This window comes from Streptomyces torulosus (assembly GCF_001419765.1).
Lineage (GTDB): Bacteria > Actinomycetota > Actinomycetes > Streptomycetales > Streptomycetaceae > Streptomyces > Streptomyces torulosus.
Map to the genome: position 1 here is coordinate 1 of NZ_LIRK01000386.1, position 18,574 is coordinate 18,574.

Genomic DNA, 18,574 nt, shown 5'->3' on the forward strand with positions numbered 1-18,574 from the left:
CCCTCCATCTGGGACACCTTCAGCCACACGCCGGGCAAGACGGCCGGTGGTGAGACCGGTGACATCGCTGTCGACCACTACCACCGCTACCGCGACGACGTGGCGCTGATGGCGGACCTGGGTCTCACCTCGTACCGCTTCTCGATCTCCTGGTCGCGGGTGCAGCCGACGGGCCGGGGCCCGGCGATCCAGCGCGGCCTGGACTTCTACCGCCGGCTGGTCGACGAGCTGCTGGCGAAGAACATCAAGCCGGCCGTGACGCTCTACCACTGGGACCTCCCCCAGGAGCTGGAGGACGCGGGCGGCTGGCCGGAGCGCGAGACCGCGTACCGCTTCGCCGAGTACGCGCGGATCGTGGGCGAGGCGCTGGGCGACCGCGTCGAGCAGTGGATCACGCTGAACGAGCCGTGGTGCAGCGCGTTCCTGGGCTACGGCTCCGGGGTGCACGCGCCGGGCCGTACAGACCCGGTGGCGTCGCTGCGCGCGGCCCACCATCTGAACCTGGCGCACGGTCTCGGCGCGGTGGCGCTGCGCGCGGTGATGCCGGCGCGCAACTCGGTGGCGGTGAGCCTGAACTCGTCCGTCGTGCGGCCGCTGTCGAACACCCCGGAGGACCTGGCGGCGGTCCGGAAGATCGACGACCTGGCGAACGGGGTCTTCCACGGGCCGATGCTGCACGGGGCGTACCCGGAGTCGCTGTTCGCGGCGACGTCGCAGCTGACGGACTGGTCGTTCGTGCAGGACGGCGACGTGGCGACGGCCCACCAGCCGTTGGACGCGCTGGGCCTGAACTACTACACGCCCACCCTCGTCGGCGCGGCGTCGCCGGACATGGCCGGGCCGCGGGCGGACGGCCACGGCGCGAGCGACCACTCGCCGTGGCCGGCCGCGGACGACGTCCTGTTCCACCAGACGCCGGGCGAGCGCACGGAGATGGGCTGGACCATCGACCCGACCGGCCTGCACGAGCTGATCATGCGGTACACGCGGGAGGCGCCCGGCCTGCCGCTGTACGTCACGGAGAACGGCGCGGCCTACGACGACAAGATGGACAGCGACGGCCGCGTCCACGACCCCGAGCGCATCGCCTACCTCCACGGCCATCTGCGCGCCGTGCGCCGCGCCATCGCCGAGGGCGCGGACGTGCGCGGCTACTACCTGTGGTCCCTGCTGGACAACTTCGAGTGGGCCTACGGCTACAGCAAGCGCTTCGGCGCGGTGTACGTCGACTACGCGACGCTCACCCGCACCCCCAAGTCCAGCGCGCTCTGGTACTCCCAGGCGGCGAAGACGGGCGCGCTCCCGCCGCTGGCGGCCCCCAGGCCGTAACACAGACCCTGGTGGCGGGACCTTCGCCGATGCCGTACGGGGTCCCACTCATGGAGCGAGAATCAAAAGAGTAGGAATACGGCGGGCGCCCGTACGGGCACCGACTCCGGAGTCAGTGCCCGTACGGGCGCCCCACGCAGGTCGCCACCGTCAGCGCGGCTCGCGCACCACCGCCACGTCCCCGGCCGCCAGCTTCAGTGAGCCGGTGGTGAGGGGGCTGCCTGTCAAGAGGTCGACGGCGTCCGCGGCCACCTCCACCTCGGCCTCCTCGTCCCCGTGGTTGATCAGGAAGAGGTAGTCGGCCTCGGAGCCGCGGCGCAGGGCCGCCTCGACCGTGCCCGGGGTCGTGCGGACCGGGCGGACGCCCGCCTCCTCGCGGATGCGGTCCAGCAGCGACGCGAGGGCCTCCGGTTCGGGGCGGGTCGCCACGTACCAGGTCGTTCCCGTGCCGTACGCGTGGCGGGTCACCGCCGGGACCCCGGCGAGCGGGCCGGAGGCGTACGTGGCGACCGACTCGGCGCCCCGCAGCGCGACCCGCTCGGACCACAGGACACCCCGCGCGCCCTCGCCGAGCCCGGTCAGCTCCACCGACTCGTCCGGCAGCAGCGGGAACACCTCGTCCGTGTGGACGCCCAGCGCCTCGCGGAACGCGCCCGGGTAGCCGCCGAGGCGGATGTGGCAGTTCTCGTCGACCGCCCCGCTGTGGAAGCCGACGGCCAGCGTGCCGCCCCGCTCGGCGAAGCCGGTGAGGTTCGCCGCGCCCTCGTCGTCCACCAGGTACAGGCTCGGCGCGAGGACGAGCTTGTACGCCGACAGGTCCGCGTCGGGCCGGACGAAGTCCACCGCCACGCCGGACCGCCACAGCGGCTCGTACCAGGCCCGCACCAGATCCTGGAAGCGCAGCTCACCGCTCGGCTGGGAGGGCAGTTCGACGGCCCACCAGGCGTCCCAGTCCCAGACGACGGCCACCTCGGCGGTGCCCGTGCTGCCCCGCACCTCCGCCAGCGCCTTCAGGTCCGCGCCCAGTGCGACGACGTCCCGCCAGATCCGGCTGTCGGTGCCGGCGTGCGGGAGCATCGCCGAGTGCCACTGCTCGGCGCCGGCCTTGGCGGCCCGCCACTGGAAGTAGGCGATGCCGTCGGCGCCGCGCGCCACGTGGGAGAGCGCGTTGCGGCGCAGCTCGCCCGCCGTCTTCGCGCGGTTGACCGGCTGCCAGTTGACCGCGCCGGTGGAGTGCTCCATCAGCAGCCACGGGCGGCCGCCCGCGAGCGAGCGGACCAGGTCGCCGCTGAGCGCGATGTCGATCTCCGACTCGGGGTCCGTGGACTGGAGGTAGTGGTCGTTGGAGACGATGTCCAGCTCGGGCGCCCAGCGCCAGTAGTCCAGCTTGTCGAAGTTGTACATCACCATGAAGTTGGTGGTGGCGGGCACCTCGGGGGCCGCGCCCCGCAGTACCTCCCGCTCCGCCTTCAGCAGGGACAGCAGCGCGTCGCTGCAGAAGCGGCGCCAGTCCAGCTGGTGCGTCGGGTTGGGGACGGCACCGGTGGCGCGGGGCGGGATGATCTCGTCCCAGTCGTAGTACCACTGGCTCCAGAACGTCGTGCCCCAGGCGTCGTTGAGCGCCGCCAGGTCGTCGTCGTACTTCTCCCGCAGCCAGACGCGGAACGCCGCCGCGCTCGTGTCGCAGTGGCACTCGCCGTTGTGGCAGCCGTACTCGTTGTGGACGTGCCACATGACCACCGCCGGGTGGTCGGCGTAGCGGCGGCCGAGTTCGCCGGCCATCCGCAGGGCCGCCTCGCGGTAGGCTGGGCTCGACGGGCAGAACGTCTGGCGGCTGCCGTACGAGAGGGTGCGGCCGTCCTTGTCGACCGGGAGCGCCTCGGGGTGGGCGCGGAAGAACCACGCCGGGGGCGCCGCCGTCGGGGTGGCCAGGTCGGCCGCGATGCCGTTCTCGTGGAGCAGGGCGAGGATGCGGTCCAGGCGGGAGAAGTCGTACTCGCCCTCGCGGGGCTCCAGGAGCGCCCACGAGAAGATGTTGACGCTCACCATCGTGACGCCGGCCTCGCGCATGAGGCGTACGTCCTCGTGCCAGACCTCCTCGGGCCACTGCTCGGGGTTGTAGTCGCCGCCGTACGCGATGCCGGGGACGTTCAGGGTGCTCATGGGTCGGGTTGTTCTCTTTCGAACGGGGCCGGTGTCAGCCCTTGTTGGCGCCGAGCGTCAGACCGCTGACGAACTGGCGCTGGAGCGCGAAGTACACGACCAGCGTCGGGATGGCGGTGAGCAGGGCGCCGGCGGCGACCAGGTTGGGGTCGGTGAAGTACTGGCCGGAGAGGTTGTTCAGCGCCGAGGTGATCGGCATGTTCTCACCGGTGGAGATCAGCACCAGCGCCCAGAAGAAGTCGTTGTAGATCCAGATGGACAGCAGCGTCGCCAGGGCGGCCATCGCGGGCTTGCACAGGGGCAGCACGATCTGCCAGTACAGGCGCCACACGGAGGCGCCGTCGACGAGCGCGGCCTCGGTCAGCTCGTGCGGCAGGGACCGCATGTAGTTGCTCAGCACGAAGGCGCAGAAGCCGGACTGGAAGGCCACGTGGATGAGGACCAGGCCGAGCGCGGAGTCGTAGAGCTTGCCGCTCATCGTGATGCCGGGGATGTCGATGAGCAGGTACAGGCGGTACAGCGGGGTGATGATGACCTGCTGCGGGAGCAGGTTGCCCGCGGTGAACACCAGCAGCAGGAAGAGGTTGACACGGAAGTCGAAGCGGCTGACGTAGAACGCGACCATCGACGACAGGAACAGCGTCAGCAGCACCGCGGGCACGGCGATGATCAGCGTGTTCACGAAGTAGTGCGTCATGTCCGACTGGGTGAACGCGTTCGTGAAGTTGTCGAAGCTCAGCTTGTCGGGCCAGGAGACGTAGCCCTTCTCGCTGGTCTCGCCGTACGGGCGCATCGCCGCGTAGAGCGCCCACAGCAGGGGCGCGAGCCAGGCGAGCGCCGCGCCGCCGAGGAAGACGTGGAGCAGGACCCGGGCGGGGCGGACGGGAGTGCGCTGCTTCAGAGCGTCGGTGGCGACGGTGGTGCTCATGCGCGCCGCTCCTTCCGGAAGGTCGCGATCAGGTAGGGGATGATCACGGCGAGGGAGATCACCAGCAGGACGACGGCGATGGCCGAGCCGTATCCGATACGGCTGGACTCACCGATGATGTTGTTGGTGACCAGGATCGACAGCAGCTCGGTGCCCTCGGCGCCCTTGTTGAAGACGAAGACGAGGTCGAAGGCGCGCAGGGCCTCGATGATGGTGACGACCAGCACGACGGTGTTCGTGGGGCGCAGGGTGGGGAAGATGACGTTCTTGAACGTCTGCCACTCGTTGGCGCCGTCGAGCGCGGAGGCCTCCCGCAGGGACGGGTCGACGCTCTTCAGACCGGCCAGGTAGAGGATCATCATGTAGCCGGTGTGGCGCCAGGACGCGGCGATCAGGATCGCCCACAGGTTCAGGTCCGGGTCGCCGATCCAGTCGATGTAGTGGCCGGGCTTGTTGGCGCCGATGATGCTGTTGATCAGGCCCGTGTCGGGGTTGTAGATCAGCTGCCACACGAAGCCGATGACCGCGAGCGACATCACGACGGGCAGGAAGAACGCGGTCTGGTAGACGCGGCTGAAGCGGATCTGCTTGTCCAGCTGCACCGCGAGGAACAGCCCCATCGGCGTCGGGATCAGGATCAGCACGACGAACCACACGATGTTGTGCTCGACCGCGGGCCAGAACTGCGGGTTGTTGGTGAACAACTCCTCGAAGTTGTGCAGCCCGACCCACTCGATGGAGTCGAAGCCGATGCCGTCCCAGGTGGTGAAGGCCAGCAGGATCGAGGCGAGCGCGGTCACCCAGACGAGGGCGACGTGGAGGATCGTCGGCAGGCCCGCCATCAGGCCCAGCGTGAGCCGGTCACGCCCGGTGAGGAGGCGCTTGTGCCCCTGGGGCACCTTGGTGGCCGCCGTCTTCGCGGCAGGGGTGGAGCCCGGAGGCGGCGCGGGCGCTTCCGGGCTCTTGGTGGGTGAGGTCGTCATGTCTGTCGGTCATCCAGTCGTGAGGACGGTCTTGGGGGCGGACAGTCCTGGGGACAGCCGCCCCGACGGCCGCCTACGTGACCGCGGAGGCGGTCGTGGGGCGGCCGTCGGGACGGTCGGCCGTCAGGACGCGAAGATCGTCTTCTTCTGGCGCTCGATCGACGAGAGCAGGCTGTCGATGCCCTTGGGGTCACGGATGAACTTCTGCAGCGACGGCTGCATCACCGTGGAGGTGAAGTCCGGGCGGCTGTCGCGGTCCATGAACTGCGTCAGGCTCTTGGCCCCGGAGATCATCTCGTACGCCTTCTTCTGCAGCGGCGTGTACGAGGAGGTGTCGGCCTTGGTGGAGGCGGCCACCACGTTCGGGTCGGCCTTGAGGTAGATCTGCTCCGCCTCGGGGGTGCCGAGGAACTCCAGGAGCTTGACCGCGCCGGCCTTGTTCTTCGGGCTCTTGCTCATCATGAAGCCGTCGGTGGGGGCCTCGACGGTGTCCTGGCCGTACGCCGGGTCGATCTCCGGGAAGGCGAAGAAGTCCAGGTCGTCCAGGTCGGCCTTGTTGGTGAACTGCTGGCCCACGAACGAGCCCAGCAGGTACATGCCCGCCTTCTTCGACACCAGCGTCTGCGCCGCGTCCTGCCAGGTACGGCCGACCGCGCCCTCCTGGTGGTACGGCAGCAGCTCGGACCACAGGTCGAACGTCTTGCGGACCTTGGCGTCCGTCCAGGAGGCCTTGCCCGCCATCAGCTCGACGTGGAAGTCGTAGCCGTTGGCACGGAAGTTGATCTGGTCGAAGGTGCCCATCGCGGGCCAGGCGTCCTTGTCACCGAAGGCGATCGGGACCAGGCCGTCCTTCTTCATCTGCTTGCACAGCGCGATGAGCTGGTCCCACGTGGTGGGAACCTCGTAGCCCTTCTCCTGGAAGACGCTCTTGCGGTAGAAGAGCGCCCAGGGGTACGTGTACAGCGGCACGAAGTAGGACTTGCCGTCCTCACCCTGGCTGAGCTTCTTCATCGCCTCGGGGAAGTTCCCCCCGATCTTCTTCCACACCTCGTCGATCGGGCTGGCCAGCCCCTTGGCCGCGAAGAACTGCATCCGGTAGCCCGCGAACCAGTGGAACACGTCGTCCGGCGTGCCCTGCAGGTAGGAGTTGATCTGCTCCTGGAACGTGTTGTGGTCCTTGGTGTTCACGTCGACCTTGATGCCGGACTTCTTGGCGAAGTCGGCGTAGATCTCCGCGAACGCCTTCTTCGGCACCGCGTCGGAGGCGTTGGAGCCGAGCGAGACGGTCTTCGAGTCAGCGGCCGAGCCGCCACTGCCGCCGCAGGCGCTGAGCAGCGGGACGCCCGCGCCGAGCGCCGCGGCCCCGCCTATGCCGCGCAGCAGGGTGCGGCGGCTCGTGCCGGGCACGGAGAGACCGGAAGGTGTGAGATGCATGAACGGCTCCCTGGGGACAAGTGGTTCGGTCATCAAGAGGCCCTCGTCGGCTAGTGATCGAAATCGACCAGAAACCAACTTGACCGAACATCGTGGTCGCCATAACAGCCCTATGCCGGGTCGCGCGTCAAGCCTTCTTGTCCCCCTTTGTTGAAACGTAATCCCTGTTCGTCGAAACGTGACCGTCACATGCGCGACTCTCATCACTAGTTGCCACATACACGTATTAGGGGTGCGGCGACCGCACAAGACCCGTCACCCCAAGGGCCCGGTCAGCCTGCCGGGTGCAGTGTCGCCTCTCCCGTCACCCGGACGCCGGTCGCGTCGCCCGGCTGTACCGGCAGCGGGCCCGCGACGCGGATGCCGACCGGGGTGTCGTGGCCGTCGACGGCGACCGTGACCATGGCGTCATGGCCGTAGAAGCACACGTCGGTGACCGTTCCCCGCACGGCGCCCTCGGCGGCCGGAGCGGTGAGCCGAAGCTGTTCCGGGCGGAGCATCAGGGTGCCGGTGGCCTGTCCCTGCGGCCGAGCGGCGAGCGGGACGGCGCCGAGCGGGGTCCGGGCCGTGCCGTCGCTGCCGACGGTGGCGGGGAGCAGCACCGCGTCGCCCACGAAGCCCGCGACCCAGGGGTCGGCCGGGCGGCGGTAGAGGTCCTGCGGGGTGTCGCATTGGGCGACCCGGCCGTCCCGTACGACGGCGACGAGGTCGGCCGTGGAGAGGGCCTCCTGCTGGTCGTGGGTGACGAGGACGGCCGTGGCCCCGGTCGCCCGCAGCGCGGCGCGTACGTCGGCCCGTACGCCCGCCCTGAGGGCGCTGTCGAGGGCGTTGAACGGCTCGTCCAGCAGGACGAGCTGAGGCCGGGGCGCGAGGGCCCTGGCGAGGGCCACGCGCTGTTGCTGGCCGCCGGAGAGTTCGTGCGGCATCCGGTCGCCGTATCCGGCGAGGCCGACGAGCTCCAGGAGTTCGCCGGTGCGGTTCCGCCGTTCGCCCCGGGTCAGGCCGGTCAGCCCGAAGGCCACGTTCCGGGCCACGCTCAGGTGGGGGAAGAGGGCGCCCTCCTGGGGCACGATCCCGATACGGCGCCGCTCCGGTGGCACATGGACACCGGGCCCGGCCAGGGTCCGCCCGCCGAGCCGGACGGTGCCCGCGTCGGCCCGCAGGAACCCGGCGACGATCCGCAGGAGCGTGGTCTTGCCGCCTCCGGAGGGGCCGAGGACCGCCGCCAGCGCACCCGCCGGGACGGTGAGCCTCAGGTCGCGCAGGACGGGGTCGTGGCCGGCCGCGTAGGACTTCGTGAGGCCCTCCACACGGAGGGCGTTCCCGTCCGGGTCGTCCGTATGCGGCGGGTTTGCGTGCGGCTCGTTTGCGGGCGAGTCCTTCCCAGGCCGCCGTGACGGTTCTTGTTCGATCGTGTGCTGTTCGTCGATGGTGGACCTGTGCGCGTCCGGCACGTTCGTGGCCGGCTCGCTCGCGTGTGACTCGTTCATGGTCGGTGCCTCCCCAGCAGGTACGAAGGCACGGCGGCCAACAGGATGAGCGCGGCGGCGTACGGGGCGGCCGCCGCGAAGGAGCCTGCGCCCGTCTCGGTCCACAGGCGCGTGGCGAGCGTGTCCATGCCGGTGGGGCGCAGAAGCAGGGTCGCCGGGAGTTCCTTCATGCAAACGACGAAGGTCAGCGCGGCCCCGGCGGCGACACCCGGCGCGGCCAGCGGGACGGTGATCTCACGGAGCACCTGCCAGGGCCGGCGGCCGAGCGAGCGGGCCACGTCCTCGAGGACGGGCGGGGCCTGGAGCACGGCGGCGCGGGTGGCGGCCACCGCGACCGGGAGGAAGAGGACCGCGTACGCGCAGACCAGCAGCGGGAGCTCCTGGTAGAGGGGGTAGGCGTAGCGGACGGCGAAGAAGACCAGGGACAGGGCGACCGTGATACCCGGGAGGGCGTGCCCGGCGTAGGCGGCCTGCTCCAGCAGCCGTGCCCAGCGCCCCTGGTGCCGGGCGGCGATCACGCCGACGGGCAGGGCGAGGAGCGTGGTGAGGGCGGCGCCCGCCGCGGCGACGCCGAGCGTGGCCCAGGCCGTCTCGGTGAGGCCGCCGAGGTCCCAGGTGGCGGAGGAGCCGACCGCGAGCCAGTAGCCGAGGGTGCCGAGCGGGAAGGCGACGGCCACGGCGAGCACCGCGCCGCACCACAGCAGGGCGAGCGGCTTCCAGCGGCCGAGCGCCACGGGCGCCGTCGGGCGGGCGGTGCCGCCGCCGGTCCTCGCGTGCCCGGCCCGGCCGCGTGTCCGCGCCTCGGCGGCGACCAGGGTCACGGTCATCAACACCAGGACGACGCTGAGCGCGGCGGCGGGGGTGCGGTCGAAGGAGGCCCGGTACGAGGTGTGGATGGCCCAGGTGAAGGTGTCGTACCGCATGAGCGAGACGGCACCGAAGTCCGAGAGCACGTACAGCGCGACGAGCAGCGCCCCGCCCGCCGCCGCCGGACGCAACTGCGGCAGGGTGACCCGGAGGAACGTACGGAGCGGACCGTGCCCGAGGGAGCGCGCGGCCTCCTCCTGCGCCGGGTCGATGCCCCTGAGCGCCGCCGCGACCGGCAGCAGCACGTACGGGAAGCTCACCAGGGTCAGCGAGAGCGCAGCCCCGCCGAACCCGGCGAGGTCCGGTTCGGCCGACAGCCACGCGAAGGCCGCCACATAGCTGGGCACGGCCAGCGGCAGCGTCGCGGCGACCGACCAGAAGCGGGCACCCGGCAGCGCGGTGCGCACCGTCAGCCAGGCCAGCGAGACCCCGAGGACCACGCAGGTGGCGACGACCGCGGCGGTCAGGCCCAGGCTGCGCCCGAGGAGGTCCAGCGTCCGCTCGTCGGCGACGACCGCCCAGGCGAAGGCGGGGCCGCGTTCCAGGGCGCGGACGGCCAGGTAGCCGAGCGGGAGCAGGGCGAAGAGGGCGGCCACGCACGCGGGGACGAGCAGGACCAGGGGTGGCCTGCGCTCCGCCCCGCGTCCGGCGAAGCCGGCCGGTGTCTCCGCCGGGCGGGGGGTGGCCCGCGCACGCGGGGCGCCCTGCGCACGCGGGTCGGTCGGCGCGTGCGGGGCGTGCGGGTCGGTCGGCCCGTGCCGGTCGGTCGGCGCGTGCGGGGGGTTGGGCGACGGTTTCACGGCCGGTCAGACCAGCCCGACGTCCTGGAGCATCGCCAGCGTCTCCTGGAGGGACTCCAGCTTGCCGAGGTCGATGTCGGGCGACTGGAGCGACTCGAACGGCGGCAGCCCCTCGACGGAGCTGGTGACGCCCGCGGCCAGCGGGTACTCCTTGGTCTTGTCCGCGAAGTAGGTCTGCGCGTCCTTGGACAGCAGGTAGTCCACGGCCTTCCGCGCGGTCGCGCTCTGGTCCTCGTTGGCCGCGAGGACGCCGACGCCGGCCACGTTGATGAGCGCGCCGGGGTCCTTGCCGGGCAGGAAGTGCAGCTTGGCGTCGACCCCGTCCTCGCCCTTCTCGGCGACCCGCTCGTACCAGTAGTAGTGGTTGACGAGGCCCAGGGAGACCTCGCCGGCCTCCACGGCGTCGAGCGTGGCGAGGTTGTTGGCGTAGGTCTTGGCCCCGTTGGCCTTGAGGTCCTCCAGCCACTTCCGGGCCGCCTCGTCGCCCTCCAGGACACGCATCCCGGTGACGAACGCCTGGAAGGAGGCGTTGGTGGGAGCGAAGCCGACCTTGCCCTTCCACTCGGGCTTCACCACGTCGTGGACGCTGTCCGGGACCTCGTCCGCGCCCACCCGGTCCGGGTTGTACGCGATGACTCGGACGCGCCCCGACAGGCCCACCCAGTCGCCCTCGCCGCTCCGGTAGGCCTTGTCGACCTTGTCGAGGCTGGCCTGCGGCAACTTCGCCAGCATGCCCTCACGGGAGAGCGCGCCGAGCGCCCCGGCGTCCTGGGAGAAGAACAGCCCGGCCTTGGTGCGGTCGCCCTCCTCCAGGATCTGCGCCGCGAGTTCGGCGCTGTCGCCGTAGCGCACCTCGACATCGGCGCCCACGGCCTTCTCCAGCTTGTCCAGGATCGGCTTGACCAGCTTCTCGTTGCGGCCGGTGTAGATGACGAGGGTCGCATCGCCCGCCTCACCCGACCCGCCGCCGTCCTTGTCGTCGCCGGAGCCGCAGGCGGCGAGGGCGGGAAGCAGCAGACCGGCCGCGACGAGCGCGAAGATCCGGCCACCCAGAGGGGGTCGCATATGTGTGCCTTTCCTGCACGGTTCACCGACGTACCGCGGGGCTGCGGCCTCGGTCGGCGAGGGTGAGCTGACGCTTTTTAGCCAACTGTGAACATGCTATGAATAAGGTAAAGCTTACCTAAGCGTCAAGGGGCGTGTGCTACCCGCGGACGCTGTTCCGGAAAGGCCGCGCCCCGTGATCCACTCCTCCGGCCCCGTCCGGGCCACCTCCGTCGCCCTGCCCGTCCGCACCGCACCGGCCTCCCCGGTCCTGTTGCCGAGGCCCCAGGTCCGACCGTCCTCGGTGCCCTTCGCGCGCGACCTCGCCGCGCACGGCGACCGTGTCGCCCTCCACACACCCACGGGCGTCGTCACCTACCGCGCCCTCGCCGAGCGCGTGGCCGCCACCGCCGAGTGCCTCGGGCGGGTGCGGCGACTGGTGCTGGTGGCCGGCGCCAACCGTGACGACGCGCTGGTCACCTATCTGGCCGCCCTCTCCGCCGGCCACCCCGTGCTGCTCGTCCCCGGCGACAGCGACGACGGCATCGCGTCCCTCACCGCCGCGTACGCGCCCGACGTGGTGGCCCGCCCGGGCGCCGACGGCGCCTGGACGCTCGACGAGCACCACCCCGGCACCGCCCACACCCTCCACCCGGACCTCGCCCTTCTGCTGAGCACCTCGGGCTCGACGGGCTCGCCCAAGCTCGTACGGCTCTCGCACGAGAACGTGCAGGCCAACGCCGAGTCCATCGCCACCTACCTGGGCATCACCGACTCCGACCGGGCGGCCACCACGCTCCCGATGCACTACTGCTACGGCCTCTCCGTCATCCACAGCCATCTGCTGCGCGGCGCCGGGCTGCTCCTCACCGAGCGGTCGGTCACCGACGACGCCTTCTGGGCCGAGTTCCGCGCCGCCCGCGCCACCTCGCTCGCCGGGGTGCCGTACACCTTCGACCTGCTCGACCGGATCGGCTTCGACCGGATGGAGCTGCCGCGACTGCGCCGGATCACCCAGGCCGGGGGGCGGCTCGCGCCCGAGCGGGTCGCCCGCTACGCCGAGTTGGGGCGCCGCCGCGGCTGGGACCTGTTCGTCATGTACGGCCAGACCGAGGCCACCGCCCGTATGGCCTATCTGCCGCCCCACCTCGCGGCCACCCGCCCGGAGGCCGTCGGCATCCCGATCCCCGGCGGCTCCTTCCGCCTGCGCCCGCTCGACGACCACGACCACGGCCACGGACCCGACCAGGGCCACGGCCCCGGGGTGGGCGAGCTGATGTACTCGGGCCCCAACGTGATGCTCGGCTACGCCGAGAGCCCAGCCGACCTCGCCCTCGGACGCTCCCTCACCGAGCTCCACACCGGCGACCTCGCCCGGCAGGCCCCCGACGGCCTGTACGAGATCGTCGGCCGCCGCAGCCGCTTCGCGAAGATCCTCGGCCTGCGCATCGACCCGCAGCGCGTCGAGGCCGCCCTGGAGGGGCACGGTGTGAAGGCGTACTGCGCGGGCGACGGCGACGAATTGGCGATCACCGTCGGCGGAACCGCCGCCGACGAGCCCCGCCTTCGGCGCCTGGCAGCGGCCTCGTGCGGCCTCCCGCCCCGAGCGGTGCGCCTGCGGGCGCTCCCCGAAACGGACCTCCCCCGCCTGCCCACCGGCAAGCCCGACTACGCGGCCGTCCGCCGCCTGACCCGCCCGACCGCGCCACCCTCCACCACGGCACCTTCGCCCACCACAGCACCTTCGCCCACCTCGAAGACACCGCCCTCCGCGCAGGCACCGTCGACGGCCTCGCCGACGGCGAGATCCACGGCGACGTCCTCGCACCCCCCGGTCGACATGCGCGCCGCAGGTACCGGGAACACGCCGGCCGACAAGCGCGTCGCGGCCGACGAGCACCGTTCGGCCGGCGAGCACCCCTCAGCCGGCCGGCCCACGGCACACGACCGGCACTCCACGGCTCAACTGCGTGCCCTTTACGCCGAGATCCTCGACCGCACCGACGTCACCGACGACAGCAGCTTCGTCGGCCTGGGCGGCGACTCCCTCTGCTACGTCGAGATGTCCCTGTGCCTGGAGCAGGCACTCGGCACCCTCCCGTCCGACTGGCATACCCGCCCCATCCGCGACCTGGTCCCGGCGACCGCGGCCTCCGCCCGGACCGAGACACGACCGGCCGCCACCCGCGCCGGCATACGCCGCACCCTGGAGACCGGTATCGCCCTGCGCGCCGTCGGCATCGTCCTGATCGTCGGCTCGCACATCCAGCTCTTCACCCTCCAGGGCGCCGCCCACATCCTCATCGGCGTCGCGGGCCACAACTTCGCCCGCTTCCATCTCACCGAGGCCGAACACCGGGTGCGGGTGCGGCACCTGTGGCGCAGCATCGCCAGGATCGCCCTGCCGAGTGCGGCGTGGATCACCGCGGCGGTCCTCGCGACCGGCCTCTACGACCCTGCCAACGCCCTCCTCCTCAACAGCCTCCTCGACCAGGGGCCCGAACGCCACGAGTGGCACTACTGGTTCATCGAGGCACTGCTCTACTTCCTGGTCGCGCTCGCCCTGTTGCTGGCCTTCCCCCTGCTCGACCGTCTGGAGCGCCGTCATGCCTTCGGCGTCCCGCTCGCCCTGCTGGCCATCGGTCTGCTGGGACGCTACGACGTGGCCGGTCTGGCGCCCGCCCGCTTCCACCTCGGCCCCACGGTGGTCTTCTGGCTCTTCGCCCTGGGCTGGGCGGCGGCCCGCGCCACCACGCCCCGGCGGCGCCTGCTCCTGACCGCGGTCCTGCTGCTCGCCACGCCCGGCCTCTTCCAGCCGGACCAACAGCTGCGCACAGCCGTGGTGATCACCGGTCTCGCCCTGCTGATCTGGGTCCCGACCCTGCCCAGCCTCGGCCCCGTGAACCGCCTCGCCGGCCTCCTCGCAAGCAGTTCCCTCTACATCTATCTGACCCACTTCCAGGTCTACCCCCACCTCCAGCACGGCTTCCCCGCCCTCGCCCTCCTCGCCTCCCTCGCCGTGGGCATCGCCTACGCGGCGGTGGCGACCCGAGTGACCCGCGCGGTGCGCCGGCTGTCAGCCCTCTCGGGCCCCGGCGCCGCGCCGGAGCGACGGACTACTTGAGGACCGACGCCAACCCGCTCTGTCTGCGGCGCCGCATCGCCCCGCGGTGCCCCTTGCGCGTCGGCCCCTTCCCGCCCTGAGCGCCCAGCTGGATCCAGATCCGCACCTCCGCCCCGCCCAGCACCGACGATCCGATGCGTACGTCGCCGCCCGTCGCCTCCGCGAGGCGGCGGACGATGTCGAGGCCGAGCCCGGTCGAGCCGTCGTGCCCGGAGCCGCGGCCGCGGGCCATGGCCGCCTCGGGGTCGGCGATGCCGGGGCCCGCGTCGGAGACGAGCACGATCACGGCGTCCTCGCCGTTGTGCACGTCGACGGCGAAGGCGGTGCCCTCCGCCGTGTGCCGGAAGACATTGCCGAGGAGGGCGTCGAGCGCGGCGGCGAGGTCGGCCCGGGCGACGGGTATGCGGACCGGCCGCTCGACCCCGGCCACCCGCCACTTGCGGCCCTCGTCCTCCGCGAGCGCCGACCAGAACGCCATCCGCTCCCGGACCACCTCCGCCGCGTCACACCCGGCGCCCGGCCCCACCGCCGCGGTCTGCGGCTTGGCCTCCCGCGCCGTCCGGATGATCGTGTCGACCTCGCGCTCCAGCTGCTCCACCGCCGCCCGGGTCTGCTCGGCGGCCGGCCCGTCGCCGAGCGAGGCCGCGTTGAGCCGCAGCACGGTCAGCGGCGTGCGCAGCCGGTGCGACAGGTCGGCCGCCAGCTCCCGCTCGTTCGCCAGGAGCTGGACCACCTGGTCGGCCATCGCGTTGAACGCCGCCGCCGCCAGCCGCAGTTCCTTCGGCCCCTCCTCGGGCACCCGCACGCCCAACTGCCCCTCGCCCAGGTCGTGGGCGCTGTCCACCAGCCGCCGGGCGGGCCGGACCATCCGCACCCCCAGCCGGTCGGCCACCGCGACCGAGCCGACGACGAGGGCCACACCCACACCGGCGAGCACCGCCCACGCGGTGGCCACGCCGTTGCTCACCTCGGCCTCGGGGACGAACACCTCGACGACCGCTATCTCGCCCGAACTGAGCGCGGTGGGCTGGAGCAGCGTGGACCCGCCCGCCACCTCGGTGGTGGACGCGCGGCCCAGCTCGCGCACGGTGGCGATGTCCTTGTCGGAGGCCCGCTGCCGGCCGAGGTCGAGCGCCGCGGCCCCGTCGCCGACCGCCGGGATGTGGACCGCGAGCCCGTCGTCCGCGCCCGCCGAGGCGACGACCCGCTCCAACTGCTCGCGGTCGCTGGTGATGGACAGGGCCGGGGCGATGGCCGCCGCCTCCCGCTCGGCGCCCGAGAAGGCGCGGTCGCGGGCCATCTCCTCGACGACGAGACCGAGCGGCACGGCGAAGGCGACCACGACCATCGTCGTCACCGCCACGCACACCTTGACCAGCGCCCACCTCACGGCAGCACCGCCGGCCCCGGCGGCTCCAGCTTGACCCCGACGCCCCGCAGGGTGTGCAGATAGCGCGGTTGCGCCGCCGTCTCCCCCAACTTCCGCCGCAGCCACGACAGATGAACGTCGATCGTCTGGTCGTCCCCGTAGGACTGCTGCCACACCTCCGCCAGGAGTTCCTTGCGGGGGACGACCACACCGGGCCGGCCGGCGAGGAACGCGAGGAGGTCGAACTCGCGTCGTGTCAGGTCGAGTCGTACGCCGTCCAGTTCGGCCTGGCGGCGCAGCGGGTCGATGGCGAGACCGCCGACGCGGATGACCGTGGACGGAGGCGGCTCCCCCACGGGGCCGCGCGCGCGGCGCAGGACCGCGGCCATCCGGGCGGACAGGTGCTCCACGGAGAACGGCTTCGTCAGGTAGTCGTCCGCGCCCGCGTTGAGCAGGCGGACGATCTCCGTCTCGTCGTCCCGCGCGGTGGCGACGATCACCGGTACATCGGTGATCCCGCGCAGCATCTTCAGCGCCTCGGAGCCGTCCAGATCGGGCAGCCCGAGGTCGAGGACGACCAGGTCGAAGCGGTGATGGGCGACCTCGCGCAGCGCCTCCAGGGCCGTACCGACGCTGCGCACGGTGTGTGCGGCGTCCGTCAGATGCCTGATCAGCGCCGAGCGTACGAACTGGTCGTCCTCGACCACGAGCACACTTGCCATGCGCCGCACCGTACGCCATCGGGACGAGCCCGGTCGGGGCCTGTGGACAACTTGTCCACACCCTCCGAGCACACCGCCGCCACAAGCCCTCCACGCGCCGGACGGGGCCCCGCACCCCACGACACGGGTGGGACTCGTGGTGCAGGATGGCCGCGATGCGCAGAGGACTCCTACACGTACTGGCCTGGCTGCTCGCCACGGGCGCGGCGGTCACGCTGTCGTGGTGGGGTGTCCACACGGTGATGGCCGGCACCGCCTACGACCCTCCCCGCGCCCTGCCCATCACGGCCGCCGAGGCGAAGGACCCGGGGAAGGACCGCGAGGAGCCGGCCCGGGCCTCCGACACGGCCCGCCCGGACCCCTCCCCCAGTGCCGGCCGATCGGAGCGGAAGGGCGGTCAGGGGAGGGACGGCACCGGCACGGCGTCGCCCGCCCCGACGAAGTCCCCTCGTGTCAGCCCGAGTCCGGGCGCCGGCTCGTCCGGTGACTCCGGCGACTCCGGTGAGGTCAAGGCGTACGACACCGAGGGCGGCCGGGTGGTCTTCTCGCTGACGAGGACGTACGCGACCCTCGTCTCGGCGACGCCCGGCTCGGGCTGGTCGATGCAGGTGTGGAAGACGGAGTCCTGGATCCGCGTGGACTTCGCCGCGGGTTCGGACCGGGTGTCGGTGTTCTGCACCTGGCACGACAGCGCGCCCCGCGTGGACGTGCAGAACTTCTGACCGCCGACTGCCGTGCCCCACCCGCGGGTCAGCGGAACACCGAGGGCGGCGGGGCGGGCGAGGCGACGGCCGCCGCGTCGGTCACGGGTGCCGCCCCGCCGGTGAAGTCGGTGAGCGCCCTGCCGTGCTCGACGCGTCCGGGATGCGGGTCGGAGGCGGCACGGCGGGTGAGTTCGGCGAGCGGCAGCGGCCGCCCCGAGGCCACGAGGACCGCGTTGCCGAATCGTTTGCCCCGGAGCACGGTCGGGTCGGCGACCAGCGCGAGTTCGGGGAGGACGGCGGCGGCCGTGGCGATCTGGCCGCGCAGATGGGCGAGCGGGGGACCGTCGGCGACATTGGCCGCGTAGCACCCGTCCGGCTTCAGCACCCGCCGTACGTCCGTGAGGAACTCCGTCGACGTCAGATGTGCGGGGGTGCGCGCCCCGCTGAACACATCCGCGATCACCAGGTCCGCCCAGCCGTCCGGCACCTTGGCCAGACCCTCGCGCGCGTCCGTCGACCGCACCCGTACCCGGGCGTTCGGGTCCAACGGGAGCTCACGCCGTACGAGGTGGACGAGCGCCGCGTCACGCTCGACGATCTGCTGGGTGGACCGGGGCCGGGTGGCGGCGACGTACCGCGCGAGCGTGAAGGCGCCCCCGCCGAGGTGCACGGCGTGCACGGGCCGCCCGGCCGGGGCGACGAGATCGATGACGTGGCCGAGCCGCCGCTGGTACTCGAACGACAGATACGCGGGGTCGTCGAGGTCCACGTGCGACTGCGGAGCCCCGTCGACGAGCAGCGTCCAGGCCCGCGCCCGGTCCGGATCCGGCACCAGCTCGGCGAGCCCTCCGTCGACCGCTTCGGCGACGACGTCGGCTCCTCGTCCCCGCCCCTTCTTGGACCTGCCCATACGGCCATTATCGACCGTGCGGAGCAGGCCCTCCACGCCGGTGTGCTCCCCGACGGACCATGGCCGCCGCCCCTTCCTGGGCGGCCCCCGGCGGCGGCGCGGCCCCCGGCGCCGGGCGGTCCGCGCCGTTCAGCGGCAGTTGTCGGCGGCCTCGAGCAGCCGCGCCGCCTCGCCGAGCGCCGCCCGCAGCACCGCCGGGTCCGTCGCCAGGTCCGCCTCCCCCGGCGGCAGCAGCCAGTCCGCACCGTCCTCGGGGGCCAGTACCGCGCCCCGCCCGTCGCTCTGTGTGCAGGTGCTGCCGGGCACGTCCCACGCGTCGGCCGTGCCCGGCGGGACGAGGAACCCGAGGGTGTCGCAGGCGTCGTCGTGCAGGACGGGCCCCACGGTCATGACCGGCCCGACCACGCCGAGGGCCCCGCGCCGGAGGATGTCGACGGCCTCCAGGCCCTGCCGCGCGGGGACGGTCACGAGGTCGCACTCGGAGGCCGACTGGGCCGGCGGGGCGGGGTGTTCGGGGGTCGGCCAGTGCTCCGCGTCGGGCACGTCGGACAACGGCGTACGGGGTTCGACGTTCTTCATCCGGGCCTCCAACGCGTACAACCCCCTTCTTCCGGCAGACGGCAGCGGGAGTTCGGGCGCTCCCGGTCCACGCTGCCCAACGCGCGGGCCTGTCAACGGCTACGGCGGAACCGTGCCGCAAAGGATGG

14 protein-coding genes are annotated in these 18,574 nt (G+C 72.2%); 3 read left to right on the plus strand and 11 right to left on the minus strand.

Features of this window, described 5'->3' with window-relative positions; all coding sequences use genetic code 11:
• Positions 1-1,329 (plus strand): GH1 family beta-glucosidase (locus AOK23_RS25945; RefSeq protein WP_055715052.1); only part of this gene is annotated, 1,329 nt, incomplete at its 5' end.
• Between the two features lie 150 nt (positions 1,330-1,479).
• Here the strand turns inward: AOK23_RS25945 and AOK23_RS25950 are convergent.
• The 7 genes from AOK23_RS25950 to AOK23_RS25980 form a co-directional block, all read right to left on the minus strand.
• Positions 1,480-3,492 (minus strand): beta-galactosidase, encoded by a 2,013-nt coding sequence (locus tag AOK23_RS25950; protein ID WP_055715053.1) that lies wholly within the window; start codon positions 3,490-3,492, stop codon positions 1,480-1,482.
• 34 nt (positions 3,493-3,526) lie between these two features.
• Positions 3,527-4,420 (minus strand): carbohydrate ABC transporter permease, encoded by an 894-nt coding sequence (locus tag AOK23_RS25955; RefSeq protein ID WP_055715054.1) that lies wholly within the window; start codon positions 4,418-4,420, stop codon positions 3,527-3,529.
• Positions 4,417-5,403, minus strand: a complete 987-nt coding sequence (locus tag AOK23_RS25960) for a carbohydrate ABC transporter permease (protein ID WP_055715055.1) — start codon at positions 5,401-5,403, stop codon at positions 4,417-4,419. The genes AOK23_RS25955 and AOK23_RS25960 overlap by 4 nt, the downstream gene beginning before the upstream one ends.
• A 123-nt stretch (positions 5,404-5,526) precedes the next feature.
• On the minus strand, positions 5,527-6,837 hold the full coding sequence (locus AOK23_RS25965) for an ABC transporter substrate-binding protein (RefSeq protein WP_055715056.1): 1,311 nt from the start codon (positions 6,835-6,837) through the stop codon (positions 5,527-5,529).
• A gap of 272 nt (positions 6,838-7,109) precedes the next feature.
• On the minus strand, positions 7,110-8,327 hold the full coding sequence (locus tag AOK23_RS25970; protein ID WP_079049707.1) for an ABC transporter ATP-binding protein: 1,218 nt from the start codon (positions 8,325-8,327) through the stop codon (positions 7,110-7,112).
• Positions 8,324-9,994 carry an ABC transporter permease gene (locus tag AOK23_RS25975; protein ID WP_079049708.1) on the minus strand — a complete coding sequence of 557 codons (1,671 nt, stop codon included), beginning with the start codon at positions 9,992-9,994 and terminating at the stop codon, positions 8,324-8,326. The genes AOK23_RS25970 and AOK23_RS25975 overlap by 4 nt, the downstream gene beginning before the upstream one ends.
• Positions 9,995-10,000: 6 nt before the next feature.
• Complete coding sequence (locus AOK23_RS25980; RefSeq protein ID WP_055715057.1) at positions 10,001-11,059, minus strand: iron ABC transporter substrate-binding protein; 1,059 nt, start codon at positions 11,057-11,059, stop codon at positions 10,001-10,003.
• A 175-nt stretch (positions 11,060-11,234) separates the two neighbouring features.
• On the opposite strand from AOK23_RS25980, the gene AOK23_RS25985 reads away from it, so the two are divergent.
• The gene (locus tag AOK23_RS25985; RefSeq protein WP_063791403.1) at positions 11,235-14,162 is read left to right on the plus strand and encodes an AMP-binding protein; all 2,928 of its coding nucleotides are present in this window, start codon (positions 11,235-11,237) and stop codon (positions 14,160-14,162) included.
• Here the strand turns inward: AOK23_RS25985 and AOK23_RS25990 are convergent.
• Positions 14,155-15,552: a sensor histidine kinase gene (locus AOK23_RS25990; RefSeq protein ID WP_055715058.1), complete on the minus strand. Its 1,398-nt coding sequence runs from the start codon at positions 15,550-15,552 to the stop codon at positions 14,155-14,157. The two genes, AOK23_RS25985 and AOK23_RS25990, sit on opposite strands and share 8 nt — an antisense overlap.
• Complete coding sequence (locus AOK23_RS25995) at positions 15,549-16,253, minus strand: response regulator transcription factor (protein ID WP_055715059.1); 705 nt, start codon at positions 16,251-16,253, stop codon at positions 15,549-15,551. Before AOK23_RS25995 ends, AOK23_RS25990 begins: the two co-directional genes overlap by 4 nt.
• 146 nt (positions 16,254-16,399) lie before the next feature.
• Here AOK23_RS25995 and AOK23_RS26000 point away from each other — a divergent pair, with 146 nt between their 5' ends.
• Positions 16,400-16,975 carry a hypothetical protein gene (locus AOK23_RS26000; RefSeq protein ID WP_055715060.1) on the plus strand — a complete coding sequence of 192 codons (576 nt, stop codon included), beginning with the start codon at positions 16,400-16,402 and terminating at the stop codon, positions 16,973-16,975.
• A 28-nt stretch (positions 16,976-17,003) separates the two neighbouring features.
• Here AOK23_RS26000 and AOK23_RS26005 read toward each other — a convergent pair whose 3' ends face one another.
• Together AOK23_RS26005 and AOK23_RS26010 are read right to left on the minus strand one after the other, a co-directional pair.
• Positions 17,004-17,867: a spermidine synthase gene (locus tag AOK23_RS26005; protein ID WP_055715061.1), complete on the minus strand. Its 864-nt coding sequence runs from the start codon at positions 17,865-17,867 to the stop codon at positions 17,004-17,006.
• Positions 17,868-17,996: 129 nt separating this feature from the next.
• Positions 17,997-18,446, minus strand: a complete 450-nt coding sequence (locus AOK23_RS26010; RefSeq protein WP_240496559.1) for a hypothetical protein — start codon at positions 18,444-18,446, stop codon at positions 17,997-17,999.
• Positions 18,447-18,574: the final 128 nt, after the last annotated feature.